Source organism: Pseudomonas sp. SWRI92, assembly GCF_014268685.1.
Taxonomy (GTDB): domain Bacteria; phylum Pseudomonadota; class Gammaproteobacteria; order Pseudomonadales; family Pseudomonadaceae; genus Aquipseudomonas; species Aquipseudomonas marvdashtae.
In genome coordinates this window covers 64,917-78,801 of sequence record NZ_JABWQY010000007.1, presented here as the reverse complement: position 1 = coordinate 78,801, position 13,885 = coordinate 64,917, and the positions used below count along the sequence as shown (strand labels likewise).

Genomic DNA, 13,885 nt, shown 5'->3' with positions numbered 1-13,885 from the left:
CAAGCTGCCTCGCCACAATGTTTTTCAGGCCGCTCAACGGTGCGGGTCAATCGCGAGCAGCCACCGCCACCGTGGCCCGCTCAACCTTGCGCCAGGTCAGCAACACAATGCCCGCTACCACGATCGCGCCGCCAAGCACTTGGCCCGGATTGAGCATCTGGTCCAGCGCCAGCCAGCCGATCAGCAAGGTCGCCAGCGGTTCGATGTTCATCACCGGCGCGTTGCGTGGCATGTCCAGGCGCGGTACGCAAATGAACAACACGATGAACCCCGTGCCGTAAAGCACCACCAGGGTGGCCAGGGCGAACCAGCCGGTGCTGGTGGCTGGCAGGTCGAGGCCGCCAGGCAGTGCACCGGTCAGCCCTGCGAGGTTGACGCTACTGAACACGATGAAAATCGTCAGCAGGCTGCGCACCGAACCGCGGACTTGGGACAACTTGTGGTCGGTGATCCACAACGCGCAAGCGAAGACGCACGCGGCGCAGAACGCCAGGCCAACGCCCAACAGCCACTGCGGGCCGACGTCGGCCTGGGACGACAACCGCGCCGGCACTTCCAGCACGAATACCAGGCCGACCAGGATCATGCCCATCAAGGCCGCCGTGCGGGCGGTGGGGCGTGGACCACCGAGCGCCCAGGTCAGCAGCGCCAACAGGATCGGGAACAGGTTGCCGACCAACAAGGCCAGCGCCACCGGCACCCGGGCGACGGCCGAGTACAGGCACAGACTCTGGGCCGCGATCAACAGCCCGAGGACTAATTGCCAGCGCCAGGCACCAGCGGGCAGGCGCAGGCTTTGACGTTGCCACAAGACCATCGCCGCCAGCACCAGCAACGTCCCACCCGAGCGCAGCAGGATCGCCAACAACACGCCGGCACCGTCATCGAAGGCCGCCCGCGCGGCGACATGGTTGCCGGCGAACGCACACCCCATGCAGAGCAGAATGAGCACGGCGATATGGCGCGGGAATGGAGCAGGGGCATCGGATGCAGCGATGGAGCGGGTCATGGCAGGAATCTCAAAGGCAGTCCGCCGAAGCAGCGAGGCCTCGGAAGGTTCTATTTTTAGTTATAGGTTGTCGTACAACTCAAGGGTGTTTGTACCGGATCAAGCAGACAGAGACAAGCCTCAGTGCCAGAGCTTGCGGCAGTTGCGTGGCGAGGAGCTTGTTCCCGTTCGGCGGCGCAGCCGTCGCAAGCCTGTCAGGCCAGGCGATTCCGGACGTTGGCGTACATCCGGCGCCGATTTGCTGTAAAACAACTGACCGCTGCGTTGTTTCCGGCACCGGTCCTTTTGACCTTCTCGCGGAGCAACCCATGCGCCTGGCTGATTTCATTGTCGACAACATAGAACCGATCCTTCAGGCCTGGGAGGATTTCGCCAGGACTATCACGCCTGCGTCGATTGGCATGGATTCGGTGGCGCTGCGCGACCATGCCGAGCAGATGCTGCGAACCATCGCCGTTGACCTGCGCACCAAGCAGACTCCCGAAGAGCAGATCGCCAAGTCCCTGGGCGACGCTCCGGCGGCAGAGGCCGAAACCGCCGCTGAAACCCACGCCGTTATCCGCCAGTCGTCCGGGTTCACCGTCGAACAGATGGTCTCGGAATACCGCGCGTTGCGCACCAGTGTGCTCATGCTATGGATGCCGCACGCCCAACTGGACCAAGCACAGGCGATGTCCGATGTCATCCGTTTCAACGAGGCCGTCGACCAAGCCCTGGCAGAATCCGTCGTCAGCTATTCGGCGGCAGTCGACGCGGCGCGCAACCTGTTCCTCGGAATCCTCGGGCATGATCTGCGCAGCCCATTGGGCGCCATCCTGCTCGGTTCCGAAGTGCTCCTGCGCGCGGGTGACTTGCCGGCCAAAGCGACCAAGATTTCGTCGCGCATCTACACCAGCGTCAAGCGGGCCAACAAGATCGTCGGCGATCTGCTGGACTTCACGCGCACCCAGTTGGGTGCTGGAATACCGGTGCAGCGCTTCAAGGGTGACCTGGTGGCGGCATGCGAAGGCATGGTGGAGGAAGCACGCGCTTATCATCCGGAAAGCACGATCAACTTCGAGACCCGCGGTGCGCTCGAAGGGTTGTTCGACCCGTCGCGGATGGAACAGGTGTTTTCCAACCTGATCGGCAACGCGGTCCAGCATGGCGCGGCGGGTGCACCGATCACTGTTTCGTTGAGCTGCGAAGGGGATGAAGCCGTTATCGCAATCAACAACCAGGGCAAGCCCATCGAGAAGGACGCTATCGACAGCATTTTCAATCCGTTGGTCCGGCAGCTGCGCAGCGGTGATATGCAATACGGACCCACGGCGGGTTTGGGGCTGGGCCTTTACATCGCCTCGGCGATCGTGTCGGCGCACCAGGGTACGATCGAAGTCCATTCGAAGGTGCGCGGGGGCACTACGTTCACCGTTCGGATTCCCCTTCACTCGAAATGAAGAAGGTGGTTGATCGCGAGATATTTACTTGTACGATGTCCTATCACGAGCTAAAACTGACGTTCCCGTCCAATAATAATTAACGGAGACGTACGATGGATGCTTCGCAACCTGCAACCGCCGATCAAGGGCGCCGGATTTTCCTGAAAAAGTCCCTGGTGGTCTCGGCCGCCGCCGCGACCCTCGGGCACTTGCCCGGGCTCGCCCAGGCCGAGCCGCTGAGCCAGCGTTACCCCGATCCCTTGGTCAACATTCTCGACCCCAGCTTCATGGACCTGCGCATCTTCAACGCCAGCGTGGAGAAGCTCGCCACTGGGCTGCGCTGGGCGGAAGGGCCGGTGTGGATCGGCGACGGTCGCTACTTGCTGGTCAGCGACATCCCCAACAACCGCATCATGCGTTGGGACGAGGTCACCGGTGGGCTGTCGGTGTACCGCGAGAACTCGAACTTCTCCAACGGCATGTGCCGTGATCGCCAGGGCAGGCTGCTGGTCTGTGAAGGCTCGACCACCTCAAGCGAAGGGCGGCGAGTCACTCGCACCGAACACAACGGGACCCTCACCGTGTTGGCCGACAGTTTCGACGGCAAGCCGCTGAACTCGCCCAATGACATCGTCTGCAAACGGGACGGCTCGGTCTGGTTCACCGACCCACCGTTCCAGACCGGCAATAACTATGAAGGGCACAAGGTCACCCCGGTGCAGCCTCACGCGGTGTACCGCATCGACGGCGAAACCGGCAAGCTCAGCCGGGTGATCGACGACCTGGCGGGGCCGAACGGCCTGTGCTTCTCGCCGGATGAAAAAACTCTCTATGTGGTCGAAGGCCGGGCCAAGCCCAATCGCCTGGTCTGGGCGATCACGGTCAAGGACGACGGCACCCTGGGCGAGCGCCGCAAGCATATCGAAGGGTTGGACTACGCGGCCATCGACGGGATCAAGTGCGACGAGGGCGGCAACCTCTGGTGCGGTTGGGGCGGTAATGGCGACCCCAAGGCCGACCTGGAAAAACTCGACGGCGTGCGGGTATTCAACCCTGAAGGCAAGGCCATCGGGCACATCTCCTTGCCGGAGCGCTGCCCTAACGTCTGCTTTGGCGGACGGGAGGGCAACCGGCTGTTCATGGCCGGCAGCCACTCGTTGTATTCGTTGTTCGTGAACACCCGGGGCGCGACCTTCGCCTGATTTCCTCGGTACGACGATGAGGCGGGGCGTCCTGGACGCCCCCCACTTCACGCCAACTTCACGTTCATGGTGATCTGCGCCGTGAACACCTTCTTGCCGTCGACGTCATGGATGTCCACCGGCACGATCTTGTCGCCTTCCGTTGCCCAGTCCAGGGCGTCGCCATCCGCTACCGCCGTCACGTCGCTCTTGGCCTTGGCCAGGTACTGCACGGTCATGCCTTTAGGAATCCAGCGGGCGCCCGCCGGAATGGACACGTTGGTCATCATGCCGGCGGCCAGCTCGGCGGCGTTGCACATGGCGATGGCATGGACGGTGCCCAGGTGGTTGGTGATTTCCTTGCAAAACGGCACCTGCACCGTTGCCGCGCCCGGGCGAAGCGCCGTGACCAGCGGGTTGATCGTCGAAAAGTAGGGCGCCATCTGGCAGGTCATTTTGCTGAATGCATCGGGACCCGCGCTGTTGAACATACCGAGAACCTGGTTCATGTGAAGCCTCGCTGACAAGAGAATTTGCGGAATGATGTTCCGTTACAGAATAATATTCTGTGACGGAACGGTATTCTGTTGTCGGCGAATCTGTCAAGCTGCGCACCATTCGTCACAGGCGGAACGTGCCTGATCTTCCAACGAACCGGTTTATGCCAAGCATGCAAACAGCAGATCTACTCGAACGCGCCTTCCCCGGCAGAAGGGCCGAACTCAAGCGCGACATCTTCAGAAAGGCCTTGGCGCTGTTCAACGAGCAGGGCATCGAGGCAACCACCATTGAAATGATCCGCAACGAATGCCAGACCAGCGTCGGCGCGATCTATCACCATTTCGGCAACAAGGAAGGCTTGGTGGCGGCGCTGTTTTTCACCGCGATGCAAGACCAGATGCGTCTGCGCGAGCACTGCCTGGCCGAGGCGACGACCGCCGAGCAGGGCGTGCAAGCGCTGATCTACAGCTATGTCGATTGGGTTGATGGCCAACCCGAATGGGCGCGCTTCCAGTATCACGCCCGCTTTGCGGTGACCAAGGGACCGTTCAAGGATGAACTCGCCAACCGCAACACCACACGCAACCGCCAGCTCTGGCAGTGGCTGAGCACAGCGCAGCAGGGCGAGGCGCTCCAGCGTTACCCCGCCGAGCTGATGTTCTCGCTGATCATTGGCGCGTCGGAAAGTTACTGCCGGGCCTGGCTGTCCGGGCGTGTGCCCACCAGTCCCAAGGTCCACCGGGAATTGCTGGCGCAAGCGGCGTGGCGGTCGATCGTCGGCGCCTGAGGACTACAACGTGCAGCTCCAGAGTTCCACCGCCGGTTGTTCGGTGCTTGGCGCTCCCAACCAATGACTCATCGGCTGGCAATGGCCGGCGTGACAGAGTTGGTAATCCCCGGCCTGGGGCGTGCGCCCCAGCTTCAACGGTTGCAGCGGCGGCAGTTGGCGATGGAAGCGCCAACTGCCGTTTTCCAGCCGGGCGCCCTCGGGAATATCCATGCCGGCACCATTGCCCTTGACCCTGGCCTCGCCCAGCACCAGGCCCGCGTCGGTGACGCGATAATCCTCCTCCCAGCGAACCTTTTCGATGGTGTGATTCCACGCCAGCGTAAAGTCGCTCACTTGCACTTGCGCCCAGATCGCCCCGGACAGGCCCAGGCACAAGCCAATCACGCCAACGCCCGCCCGACGCGGCGCGCCCGCCAGAGGTGCTGGCCGATCAACAATGCACCCAGGACAAAGCCGATTTCATCGGTCAGCGGCAGCGCCACCACCAGCAGGGCACCGGCGGCGAAACACATCAGCCGTTCCCAAATGGGCATCTTCTGTTGCAGGTAACCGGTGGACGCCATGCCCCACAGGCCGACGGCGAGCAGCGTCTTGACCAACATGTAGGCGGTCATCCACAGGTTGTCGCCTTGCAGCATCAGCGCTGGGTTGTAGACCGTCATGAACGGAATGACGAAGCCGGCGAGGGCGATACGCACCGCCCAGAAGCTGATCTTCAGGCCACTTTCCCTTGCGATGGGGGCGGCGGCGAAACAAGCCAGGGCCACCGGCGGCGTCAGGTCGGCGAGGATGCCGAAATAGAACACGAACATGTGCGACACGATCAGCGGCACGCCCAGCTCCAGCAGGGCGGGCGCGGCAATCGAACTGGTGATGATGTAGTTGGGAATGGTCGGGATGCCCATGCCCAATACCAGGCAGGTGAGCATGGTGAGAATCAGCGAGAGCAGCAGGTTGTCCTTGCCGATGGCCAGGATGTAACCGGCGAAGGTGGACGCTACGCCAGTCAGGGAAACCACCGCGATGATGCTGCCGACCAGGGCACAGGCGATCCCCACCGGGACTGCGTGACGGGCGCCGTCGACCAAGGCATGCAAGCAGATGACCAGGGTTTCCCGGGTGCCTTGCATGAACCAGCAAGCCACCACCAGCGCTGCGATGACCGCAAAGACAATGCCGATGCCCAATTGGAAGAACCCGACGCAAAAAATGCCCAGCGCGATCCAGAATGCGCAGCGCAGGGCATAGTTCGAGACTTTGAGAATGATCGCCGAGCCGAGGATCACGATTGCCGTCAATGCCAGCCCGACCATGCCGGAAAACAATGGCGTGCGTCCGGAAAAGAGCAGGTAGACCAGCACCGCCAGGGGGATCAGCAAATACCAGTTTTCCTTGACCGCGCCCCAGGCGCTGGGGCATTGGTCCTTGGGCAGGCCCTTGAGGTCGGAGCGCTTGGCTTCCAGGTGCACCATCCAGAACACCGAGCCGAAATACAGGCACGCGGGTATCAGCGCGGCCTTGGCAATCTCCACGAACGGCACGTTGATGGTCTCGGCCATGATGAACGCCACCGCGCCCATCACCGGCGGCATGATCTGGCTGCCCATGCTGGCCGTCGCTTCCACACCACCGGCGAACGCAGCCTTGTAGCCGAAGCGCTTCATCAACGGAATGGTGAACTGCCCGGTGGTCACGACGTTGGCGATGCCCGAGCCGGTGATGGTGCCCATCAATGCCGACGACACCACGGCGACCTTCGCCGGACCGCCGAGTTTGTGGCCGAACAGGCCCATGGAGAAATCGGTGAACAGCTTGATCATCCCGGCTTTTTCCAAGAAGGCGCCGAACAGGATGAACAGGAAAATATAAGTGGCCGATACGTACGTTGGCGTGCCGTACAGCCCTTCGGTGCCGAACGCCAATTGGTTGATGATCTGGTCAACCCCATACCCGCGATGGGCCAGCTCACCCGGCAGGTATTCGCCGAACAAGCCATAGGCCAGGAAGAGGCCGCAGATGATCGGCAGCGCGATGCCCATCACCCGCCGCGCCGCTTCGAACACCAACACGATCAGGATAATGCCGATCACCATGTCGGCCGTCGTCAGGTCGCCGGAGCGCTGGATCAGGTCGGCCTCGAACACCCATTGATAGAGCGCCGTCGCCACGCCCGCCAGGCTCAAAGCCCAGGCCAGCGGCTGCCAGGGCCGTTGCTTGCCATAGGCCGGGTAGCTCAGGAACACCACCCACAACAAAAAGCCTACATGCACCGCCCGCAGAACGATGCTCGACACTGGGGAAAATGCCGCGGTGATGATTTGAAACACGGAAAACAGCAACGCCACATAGAACAGCGTCTTGGGCCAATCCCGCGGGTCCGTGGCGATGCCGTGCTGGTCTTCACTCATAAGGTGCCTGCCTGTTGTCTGTAGCCGGTGCGAAACACGACACGGCAACGGCGGCCAGCGCCGTTACCGTCCCAGGGGACTACAGCGCGCCCACTTCCTTGTAGTAGCGTTCGGCGCCAGGGTGCAGGGCTATCGGCAGGTTCTTCGCGGCGGTTTTCAGGGAAATGTCCTTCGCCGCCGAATGGGACGTGCCCAGGCGATTGAGGTTGTCGAACAGCAGCTTGGTCATCTGATAGGCCACTTCGTCCGGGACATCCTCGCGGGTCACCAGGATATTGGTGATGGCCACGGTGGGCACGGCGTCTGTTTGTCCGTCGTAGGTGTTGGCCGGGATTTGTGCGCTCAAGTAGGCCGGGTTGCCGATTTTCGCCACGACATCGGTGGGGATCGACACGTAGTTCAACGCCATGGTCGACGCCAGGTCACGAATCGCGGCCATGCCCAGGCCGGACGATTGCAGCGTGGCATCCAACTGGCGGTTCTTGATCAGGTCCACCGACTCGGCGAATGGCAGGTATTGCACCTTCATATCGCTGTAGGTCAGGCCCGCCGCCTTGAATATCGCCCGGGCGTTGAGCTCGGTGCCGGATTTCGCTGCGCCGACCGAAACGGTCTTGCCCTTGAGGTCGGCCAGGGTCTTGATGCCCGATTCCTGGCTGGCAACGATTTGTATGTAGTTGGGGTAGGCGCCAGCGATGGCCCGCAGCTTGGTCAAGGGCGCCTTGAAGCCGGCGTCTTCCAACCCATTCTTGGCGTCCGCCACCGAGTCGCCCAAGGCAAACGCCAACTCCCCACGTCCGGCTTGCAGCAGGTTCAGGTTTTCCACCGAAGCCTTGGTGGCCTGGACCGACGCCTTGGAATCCTTGATGCCGCTGCTATAGATCTGGGAAAGCCCGACGCCAATCGGGTAATACACACCGCTGGTGCCTCCGGTCAGGATATTGATGTACACCGGGGCGGCATGAACGGTGGTAGTGATCATCAAGGCTGCGGTGGCGGCCAGGAGCGTGAAGCGCTTGTTGATTCGCATGGAGACTCTCCGTCTTGTTATGGCTTTTGCAGAGTCTTTCCACTGTAGTCGAAACGGGCCTGATGGCGAGTCGGCAAGTCCGATGTCTTGATCAAGCCATGCTGGAGCCTGGCGCTGCGCTGCTGCCGCGCACGGTCAGCTCGAACGGCAACAGCACGTGCCGCTGTGGGATAGGGGTTTTCTCGATCAGGGCGATCAGCATCTCTACGGCTTTGTGACCAAAGGTTTCAGCCGGTTGGGAAATGGTGGTCAAGGGTGGATCGCAATACGCGGCGAAGGGGATGTCATCGAAGCCCACCAGGGAAATGTCCTCGGGCACCCGCAAGCCCATCTGTTTGATGCGCTTGAGCGCGCCGATGGCCATCTCGTCGTTTTCGCAGAACAGCGCGCTGGGGCGCTCGGCCAATGCGAGCATGGTTGCGGCACCGTCGTATCCGGCCTTGAGGGTGAAGTCACCGTGGCAGATCAACTCAGGATCGATGGCGATGCCGGCGTTGCGCAGGGCATCCCGATAACCGGCCACGCGGTCGAGGGTCAACGGACTGCTGCGGGGGCCTTTGATAATGCCGATGCGGCGGTGGCCGAGCCCGATCAAGTGATCGGTCATGGCCTGGGCGGCGCTGCGGTTGTCGAGGCTGATGGTCGGGTAGGGTGCGTCCTTGACCACTTCGCAGGCATTGACCAACGGCAACGCGTCGGTGCCAGGAGGGAGTGATATGAAAGGGTCGCACGCGCGCAGTTGAATCACCCCGTCAGCCTGGTGGGCATAGACCAGCGCGGCAAATTCCTGCTCGATGGCTTCCCGGCCCTGGGTGTCGCACAGCAGCAGTCGATAGCCGGCCGCTTGCGCCGCCTGTTGGGCGCCGCTGATGACCCGGGCGAAAAAGGTGTTGGCGATTGCCGGGACCAGGATCACCAGGTTACCGGTGCGCCGGGAGCGAAATTGCACCGCCATCAGGTTCGGCCGATAACCGGCCTGCACCACCGCCGCGTTGACCTTGTCCCGGGTCTCGGGCAGCACGCGCTCGGGGGACTTCAGTGTTCTGGACACCGTGGCCACCGAAACACCGGCCAGCCGGGCCACCTCACGGATATTCGACAAGATCACCTCGATTCAGCGCCTGCAGAGGCAGGCATGGCCGCGAGCTTACCCTAGGTTCGACGCCTGACAAATGCTCTCGGTGTCGCTTGCGGTTTGACACGCGGCAAAACCGAGCCTAGATTTCTCGTCATGATGTAACCGGTTACATCTTCAGTCCGGACAGAAGAGAGTCGCGATGAATCCTGTAGCACCGAAAATAAGAATGGGCTTCGTCGGCGGCGGAGCGGGGGCGTTCATCGGCCAGGCCCATCGCCAGGCCGCGGGCCTGGACGGCGGTTTCGAACTGGTGTGCGGCGCGTTCAGCCGCGACCCCGACAATAACCGTGAGACCGGCGGCGTCCTCGGGCTGGCCGCGTCCCGTTGCTACCACGACTGGCAACAGATGCTCGACGCCGAAGCGCTGCTGCCGCTGGACCAGCGCATGGAGCTGCTGGTGATCGTCACGCCCAATCACCTCCACGCGCCCATCGCCAGCCAGGCGTTGAAGGCCGGTTTCCACGTGTTCAGCGAAAAGCCCGCGGCGCTGAATCTCAAGGAATTGCTGGTGCTCAAGAACGACCTGCAAGGCAGCCGCTGCCTCTACGGTCTAGCCCACACCTACTTGGGTTATCCGATGGTGTGGCAGGCGCGGGAGATGGTGCGCTCGGGCGTGATCGGCCAGGTGCGCAAAGTGTTCGTCGAGTATCCCCAGGGCTGGCTCAGCCAGGATCTCGCCGCCCGAGGCAACAAACAGGCGGAGTGGCGCGACGATCCCGCACAATCCGGGCTGGGCGGTTGCATCGGCGACATTGGTACCCATGCGTTTTCCCTGGCGGAGTTCGTCGTGGACCAACCTGTCCAACAACTCTGCGCCGCCCTGGGCACGCATGTACCGGGCCGGCAACTGGACGACGACGCCGCGATGCTGCTGAAGATGGGCGGGGACGTCAGCGGCGTGTTGATCGCCAGCCAAGTCTGCACCGGTGAAGAAAACCCCTTGAAGCTCCGCGTCTATGGCGACAAAGGCGCGCTGGAGTGGCGCCAGGAAGAACCGGCGAGCCTGATCCATCGCGCCTTCGATCAGCCTTTGCGCATCCTGCGTAGCGGCATCGGCCAACCTTGGCTGTGCGAGGCGGCGACTCGTCGCATGCGACTGCCAGCGGGGCATCCGGAGGGTTACCTGGAAGCCATGGCCAACCTTTATGGCGATTTCGCCCGGGCCATTCGTGGTCGAATCGAAGGTCCTGACGTGCCTGGCGTACCCGGCATCGAAACCGGCTTGCGCGGCATGGCATTCATCGAAGCCGCCATTCTCAATCACCGTGGCGATGCCAAGTGGACCGCGGTGCAAACTGGAGAGTCGCTGCTGTGAATACTCCCGACGAAACACTGAGCGGCCTGCGCGGCCCGGCTATTTTCCTGGCGCAGTTCATGGCCGATGAAGCGCCGTTCGACACCTTGGCCAACATCGCCCAATGGGCCGCCTCCCAAGGCTACAAAGCCATTCAACTGCCGACCCTGGGCAGCCGTTACATCGACTTGGCCCGAGCTGCCGAGAGCCAGGATTATTGTGACGAACTCAAGGCCACCTGCGCCCAGGCCGGTGTGCAGATCAGTGAGCTCTCGACGCACCTGCAAGGGCAACTGGTGGCGGTGCACCCGGCGTTCGACGCGCTGTTCGACGACTTCGCACCGGCCCACCTGCGCGGCCAACCCCAGGCGCGCACCGAGTGGGCCATCGAGCAGCTGAAACTGGCCGCTCGTGCCAGCCAGCGCCTGGGACTCACGGCGCACGCGACGTTTTCCGGAGCACTGTTGTGGCCCTATATGTACCCGTGGCCGCAGCGACCGGCGGGCCTGGTCGAGCAAGGTTTCGCCGAGCTGGCCCGGCGCTGGCTGCCGATCCTCGACTGCTTCGACGCGGCCGGCGTGGACCTGTGCTACGAAATCCACCCCGGTGAAGACCTGCACGACGGCGCCTCGTTCGAGCGTTTCCTCGAGGCCGTCGATCACCATCCGCGCGCAGCGATCCTCTACGACCCCAGTCATTTGTTGCTGCAACAGATGGACTACCTGGGCTTCATTGATCGCTATCACGAACGCATCCGCATGTTCCACGTCAAGGACGCCGAATTCCGCCCCGATGCCCGTTCCGGAGTCTACGGCGGCTACCAGGGCTGGGTGGATCGTCCCGGCCGGTTCCGCTCGTTGGGCGATGGCCAGATCGATTTCAAATCGATCTTCAGCAAGCTGACCCAATACGATTTCAACGGCTGGGCGGTCCTGGAATGGGAGTGCTGCCTGAAGGATTCGCAACAGGGCGCCGCCGAAGGCGCGGCGTTCATCCAGCGGCACATGATCAGCAAGACCCGCAAGGCGTTCGATGATTTTGCCGGTGTCACGGCGGATGAGGATTCCAATCGGCGGTTGTTGGGCCTGTCGAGATAACCGGCCCACAGGAAGCTGCACAAGATTATTTTCACAAGAACAACAATAAAACGGTGACGGTCATGACCACGATGAATGCACGCCTGAGCGTGATGATGTTCCTGCAGTTCTTTATCTGGGGCGGCTGGTTCGTCACCCTGGGGACTTTCCTGTCCAACACCCTGGGCGCCAGCGGTGGACAGATCGGCATGGCTTTCGCCACCCAATCCTGGGGCGCAATCATTGCGCCGTTCGTGATCGGCCTGATCGCCGACCGCTACTTCAATGCCGAGCGCATCCTGGCGGTGCTGCACCTGATTGGCGCGGTATTGCTGTATCAGCTGTATTCGGCGGCGGATTTCAGCGCGTTCTACCCCTTTGTGCTGGCGTACATGGTGATCTACATGCCGACGCTGGCCCTGGTCAATTCCGTGGCGTTCCGGCAGATGCGCGACCCGGCGCTGGAGTTCTCGCGCATTCGGGTCTGGGGCACGCTCGGTTGGATCGTCGCCGGCGTGGTGATCAGTTTCGTGTTCGCCTGGGACTCGCGCGAAGCGATTGTCGCGGGTGGCCTGCGCAATACATTCCTGATGGCGGCCATCGCTTCGCTGGTCCTCGGGCTCTACAGCTTCACGCTGCCCGGCACGGCGCCGCTCAAGGAGCAAGCGAGCGCCGGCGGCGTCAAGCAATCGCTGGGGCTCGATGCATTGGGGTTGCTCAAGGACCGCAGCTACCTGGTGTTCTTCATCGCGTCGATCCTGATCTGCATCCCCTTGGCGTTCTACTACCAGAATGCCAACCCGTTCCTCGCCGAAACCGGCATGACCAACCCGACGGCGAAGATGGCCATCGGGCAGGTGTCAGAGGTGCTGTTCATGTTGCTGCTGCCGCTGTTCATCCAGCGCTTCGGCATCAAGTTGGCGCTTTTGGTGGGCATGTTGGCCTGGGCGTTGCGCTACGTGCTGTTTGCCTATGGCAACAATGGCGACCTGGCCTTCATGCTGTTCACCGGCATCGCGCTGCACGGCATCTGCTACGACTTCTTTTTTGTCACGGGACAGATCTACACCGACGCCAAGGCGCCAAAACACCTGCGCAGCTCGGCCCAGGGGTTGATCACCCTGGCGACCTATGGCGTGGGAATGTTGATCGGCTTCTGGGTGGCGGGGCAGGTGACCGATCACTTTGTGGTAGAGGGCGGCCACGATTGGAACAGCATCTGGCTGTTCCCGGCCGGTTTTGCGCTGGTGGTGCTCGTGTGTTTCCTGCTGACCTTCAGCGGCCGGCAAGTGGCCGTGGCGCCGTCCAAGGCTTGAGTACAGGAAGAACGTCAGTCACTTGTGACTGACGTTCAGCTTGGTGTAGGTCACCTTTCCGCCTTCATTGGAGTAACCCTTGTTATCCAGGGTGTACACGCCGGCCTTGAAGTAGAAGTCGTAGCCTTGCCAGGACTTGTCCAGCTTCACCTGTTTGCCACTCTTGCCGATCAGCATCGTGAGCTGGCCTTGCTTGTCCATTTGCAGGGTGTACGAGAACGATTTGTTCAACGGCACCTTGGGCACGGTCAAGATCACCGGGCTTTTCTTGTCCTTGGGCTTGAAGCGGTATTCCACGTCGATGTTGCCGACGCCCTTTTCGTAGCGGTAAACCAGTTTCAACAACGGCGTCGGGGCGTTCTTGGCGTGAATCTGCGCCACCACCACACGGCCTTCCGAAGGCACTTGGTTTACCGTCAGTTCGCCCTTGAGGGTGTTGATGCCGCTGTTGTAGCGCCAATTGCGGTGTTTTCCGTCTTTGCTGGTTTCGCGAAGCTCGGAACGCGGGTAATTGCTGTTACCGGTATGGGAGCCGGTGACGGGCGCCCAGAAGACGATCCTCTGGCCGTTATTGTCGAAATACTTGTTTTTCAAACTCGGCATGGCTTTGGTCGCCACGACCTGCGCGGGCGTTTGCACCGGCAGGGTAACGCTCCAGACAGTCACGTCAATCATGATGAAACCCTCCAACGGGACCAGCCGTATCTGGCGGTCGTCAAGA

At 61.9% G+C, this 13,885-nt stretch carries 13 protein-coding genes; 6 read left to right on the top strand and 7 right to left on the bottom strand.

Going from position 1 to position 13,885, the window contains the following annotated elements; genetic code table 11:
* Positions 1–46: 46 nt before the first annotated feature.
* Positions 47–1,009, bottom strand: coding sequence for a DMT family transporter (locus HU762_RS13405; RefSeq protein ID WP_186637598.1), 963 nt, complete (start codon positions 1,007–1,009; stop codon positions 47–49).
* A 308-nt stretch (positions 1,010–1,317) separates the two neighbouring features.
* Here HU762_RS13405 and HU762_RS13400 point away from each other — a divergent pair, with 308 nt between their 5' ends.
* Entirely contained in the window at positions 1,318–2,448 is a 1,131-nt protein-coding gene (locus HU762_RS13400; protein WP_186637596.1) for a HAMP domain-containing sensor histidine kinase, read from the top strand.
* 95 nt (positions 2,449–2,543) lie between these two features.
* Positions 2,544–3,632, top strand: a complete 1,089-nt coding sequence (locus tag HU762_RS13395) for an SMP-30/gluconolactonase/LRE family protein (protein WP_186637593.1) — start codon at positions 2,544–2,546, stop codon at positions 3,630–3,632.
* Positions 3,633–3,679: 47 nt separating this feature from the next.
* Here HU762_RS13395 and HU762_RS13390 read toward each other — a convergent pair whose 3' ends face one another.
* Positions 3,680–4,120 carry a hotdog fold domain-containing protein gene (locus tag HU762_RS13390; protein WP_186637591.1) on the bottom strand — a complete coding sequence of 147 codons (441 nt, stop codon included), beginning with the start codon at positions 4,118–4,120 and terminating at the stop codon, positions 3,680–3,682.
* 161 nt (positions 4,121–4,281) lie between these two features.
* Here HU762_RS13390 and HU762_RS13385 point away from each other — a divergent pair, with 161 nt between their 5' ends.
* A complete protein-coding gene (locus HU762_RS13385; RefSeq protein WP_186637589.1) occupies positions 4,282–4,899 on the top strand; it encodes a TetR/AcrR family transcriptional regulator in 618 nt (205 codons plus the stop codon).
* A gap of 3 nt (positions 4,900–4,902) precedes the next feature.
* Here HU762_RS13385 and HU762_RS13380 read toward each other — a convergent pair whose 3' ends face one another.
* The 4 genes from HU762_RS13380 to HU762_RS13365 form a co-directional block, all read right to left on the bottom strand.
* Positions 4,903–5,286: a DUF1850 domain-containing protein gene (locus HU762_RS13380; protein ID WP_186637587.1), complete on the bottom strand. Its 384-nt coding sequence runs from the start codon at positions 5,284–5,286 to the stop codon at positions 4,903–4,905.
* Positions 5,283–7,310, bottom strand: a complete 2,028-nt coding sequence (locus HU762_RS13375; protein ID WP_186637585.1) for a TRAP transporter permease — start codon at positions 7,308–7,310, stop codon at positions 5,283–5,285. Before HU762_RS13375 ends, HU762_RS13380 begins: the two co-directional genes overlap by 4 nt.
* Positions 7,311–7,389: 79 nt before the next feature.
* Positions 7,390–8,340, bottom strand: a complete 951-nt coding sequence (locus HU762_RS13370; protein WP_186637583.1) for a TAXI family TRAP transporter solute-binding subunit — start codon at positions 8,338–8,340, stop codon at positions 7,390–7,392.
* Between the two features lie 91 nt (positions 8,341–8,431).
* Positions 8,432–9,442: a LacI family DNA-binding transcriptional regulator gene (locus tag HU762_RS13365; RefSeq protein WP_186637581.1), complete on the bottom strand. Its 1,011-nt coding sequence runs from the start codon at positions 9,440–9,442 to the stop codon at positions 8,432–8,434.
* A gap of 175 nt (positions 9,443–9,617) precedes the next feature.
* On the opposite strand from HU762_RS13365, the gene HU762_RS13360 reads away from it, so the two are divergent.
* The 3 genes from HU762_RS13360 (at position 9,618) to HU762_RS13350 (ending at position 13,164) form a co-directional block, all read left to right on the top strand.
* Positions 9,618–10,793 carry a Gfo/Idh/MocA family oxidoreductase gene (locus HU762_RS13360; protein ID WP_186637579.1) on the top strand — a complete coding sequence of 392 codons (1,176 nt, stop codon included), beginning with the start codon at positions 9,618–9,620 and terminating at the stop codon, positions 10,791–10,793.
* Positions 10,790–11,869, top strand: coding sequence for a TIM barrel protein (locus HU762_RS13355; protein WP_186637576.1), 1,080 nt, complete (start codon positions 10,790–10,792; stop codon positions 11,867–11,869). The genes HU762_RS13360 and HU762_RS13355 overlap by 4 nt, the downstream gene beginning before the upstream one ends.
* Positions 11,870–11,931: 62 nt before the next feature.
* Positions 11,932–13,164: a nucleoside permease gene (locus HU762_RS13350; protein WP_186637574.1), complete on the top strand. Its 1,233-nt coding sequence runs from the start codon at positions 11,932–11,934 to the stop codon at positions 13,162–13,164.
* Between the two features lie 18 nt (positions 13,165–13,182).
* Here the strand turns inward: HU762_RS13350 and HU762_RS13345 are convergent, their stop codons facing one another.
* On the bottom strand, positions 13,183–13,839 hold the full coding sequence (locus tag HU762_RS13345; protein WP_186637571.1) for a polysaccharide lyase family 7 protein: 657 nt from the start codon (positions 13,837–13,839) through the stop codon (positions 13,183–13,185).
* Between the last annotated feature and the right edge of the window lie 46 nt (positions 13,840–13,885).

Coding starts and splice junctions, on each gene's coding strand:
- HU762_RS13405 (WP_186637598.1), bottom strand. CDS start 1,009: ATGACCCGCTCCATCGCTGCATCCGATGCCCCTGCTCCATTCCCGCGC.
- HU762_RS13400 (WP_186637596.1), top strand. CDS start 1,318: ATGCGCCTGGCTGATTTCATTGTCGACAACATAGAACCGATCCTTCAG.
- HU762_RS13395 (WP_186637593.1), top strand. CDS start 2,544: ATGGATGCTTCGCAACCTGCAACCGCCGATCAAGGGCGCCGGATTTTC.
- HU762_RS13390 (WP_186637591.1), bottom strand. CDS start 4,120: ATGAACCAGGTTCTCGGTATGTTCAACAGCGCGGGTCCCGATGCATTC.
- HU762_RS13385 (WP_186637589.1), top strand. CDS start 4,282: ATGCAAACAGCAGATCTACTCGAACGCGCCTTCCCCGGCAGAAGGGCC.
- HU762_RS13375 (WP_186637585.1), bottom strand. CDS start 7,310: ATGAGTGAAGACCAGCACGGCATCGCCACGGACCCGCGGGATTGGCCC.
- HU762_RS13370 (WP_186637583.1), bottom strand. CDS start 8,340: ATGCGAATCAACAAGCGCTTCACGCTCCTGGCCGCCACCGCAGCCTTG.
- HU762_RS13360 (WP_186637579.1), top strand. CDS start 9,618: ATGAATCCTGTAGCACCGAAAATAAGAATGGGCTTCGTCGGCGGCGGA.
- HU762_RS13350 (WP_186637574.1), top strand. CDS start 11,932: ATGACCACGATGAATGCACGCCTGAGCGTGATGATGTTCCTGCAGTTC.
- HU762_RS13345 (WP_186637571.1), bottom strand. CDS start 13,839: ATGATTGACGTGACTGTCTGGAGCGTTACCCTGCCGGTGCAAACGCCC.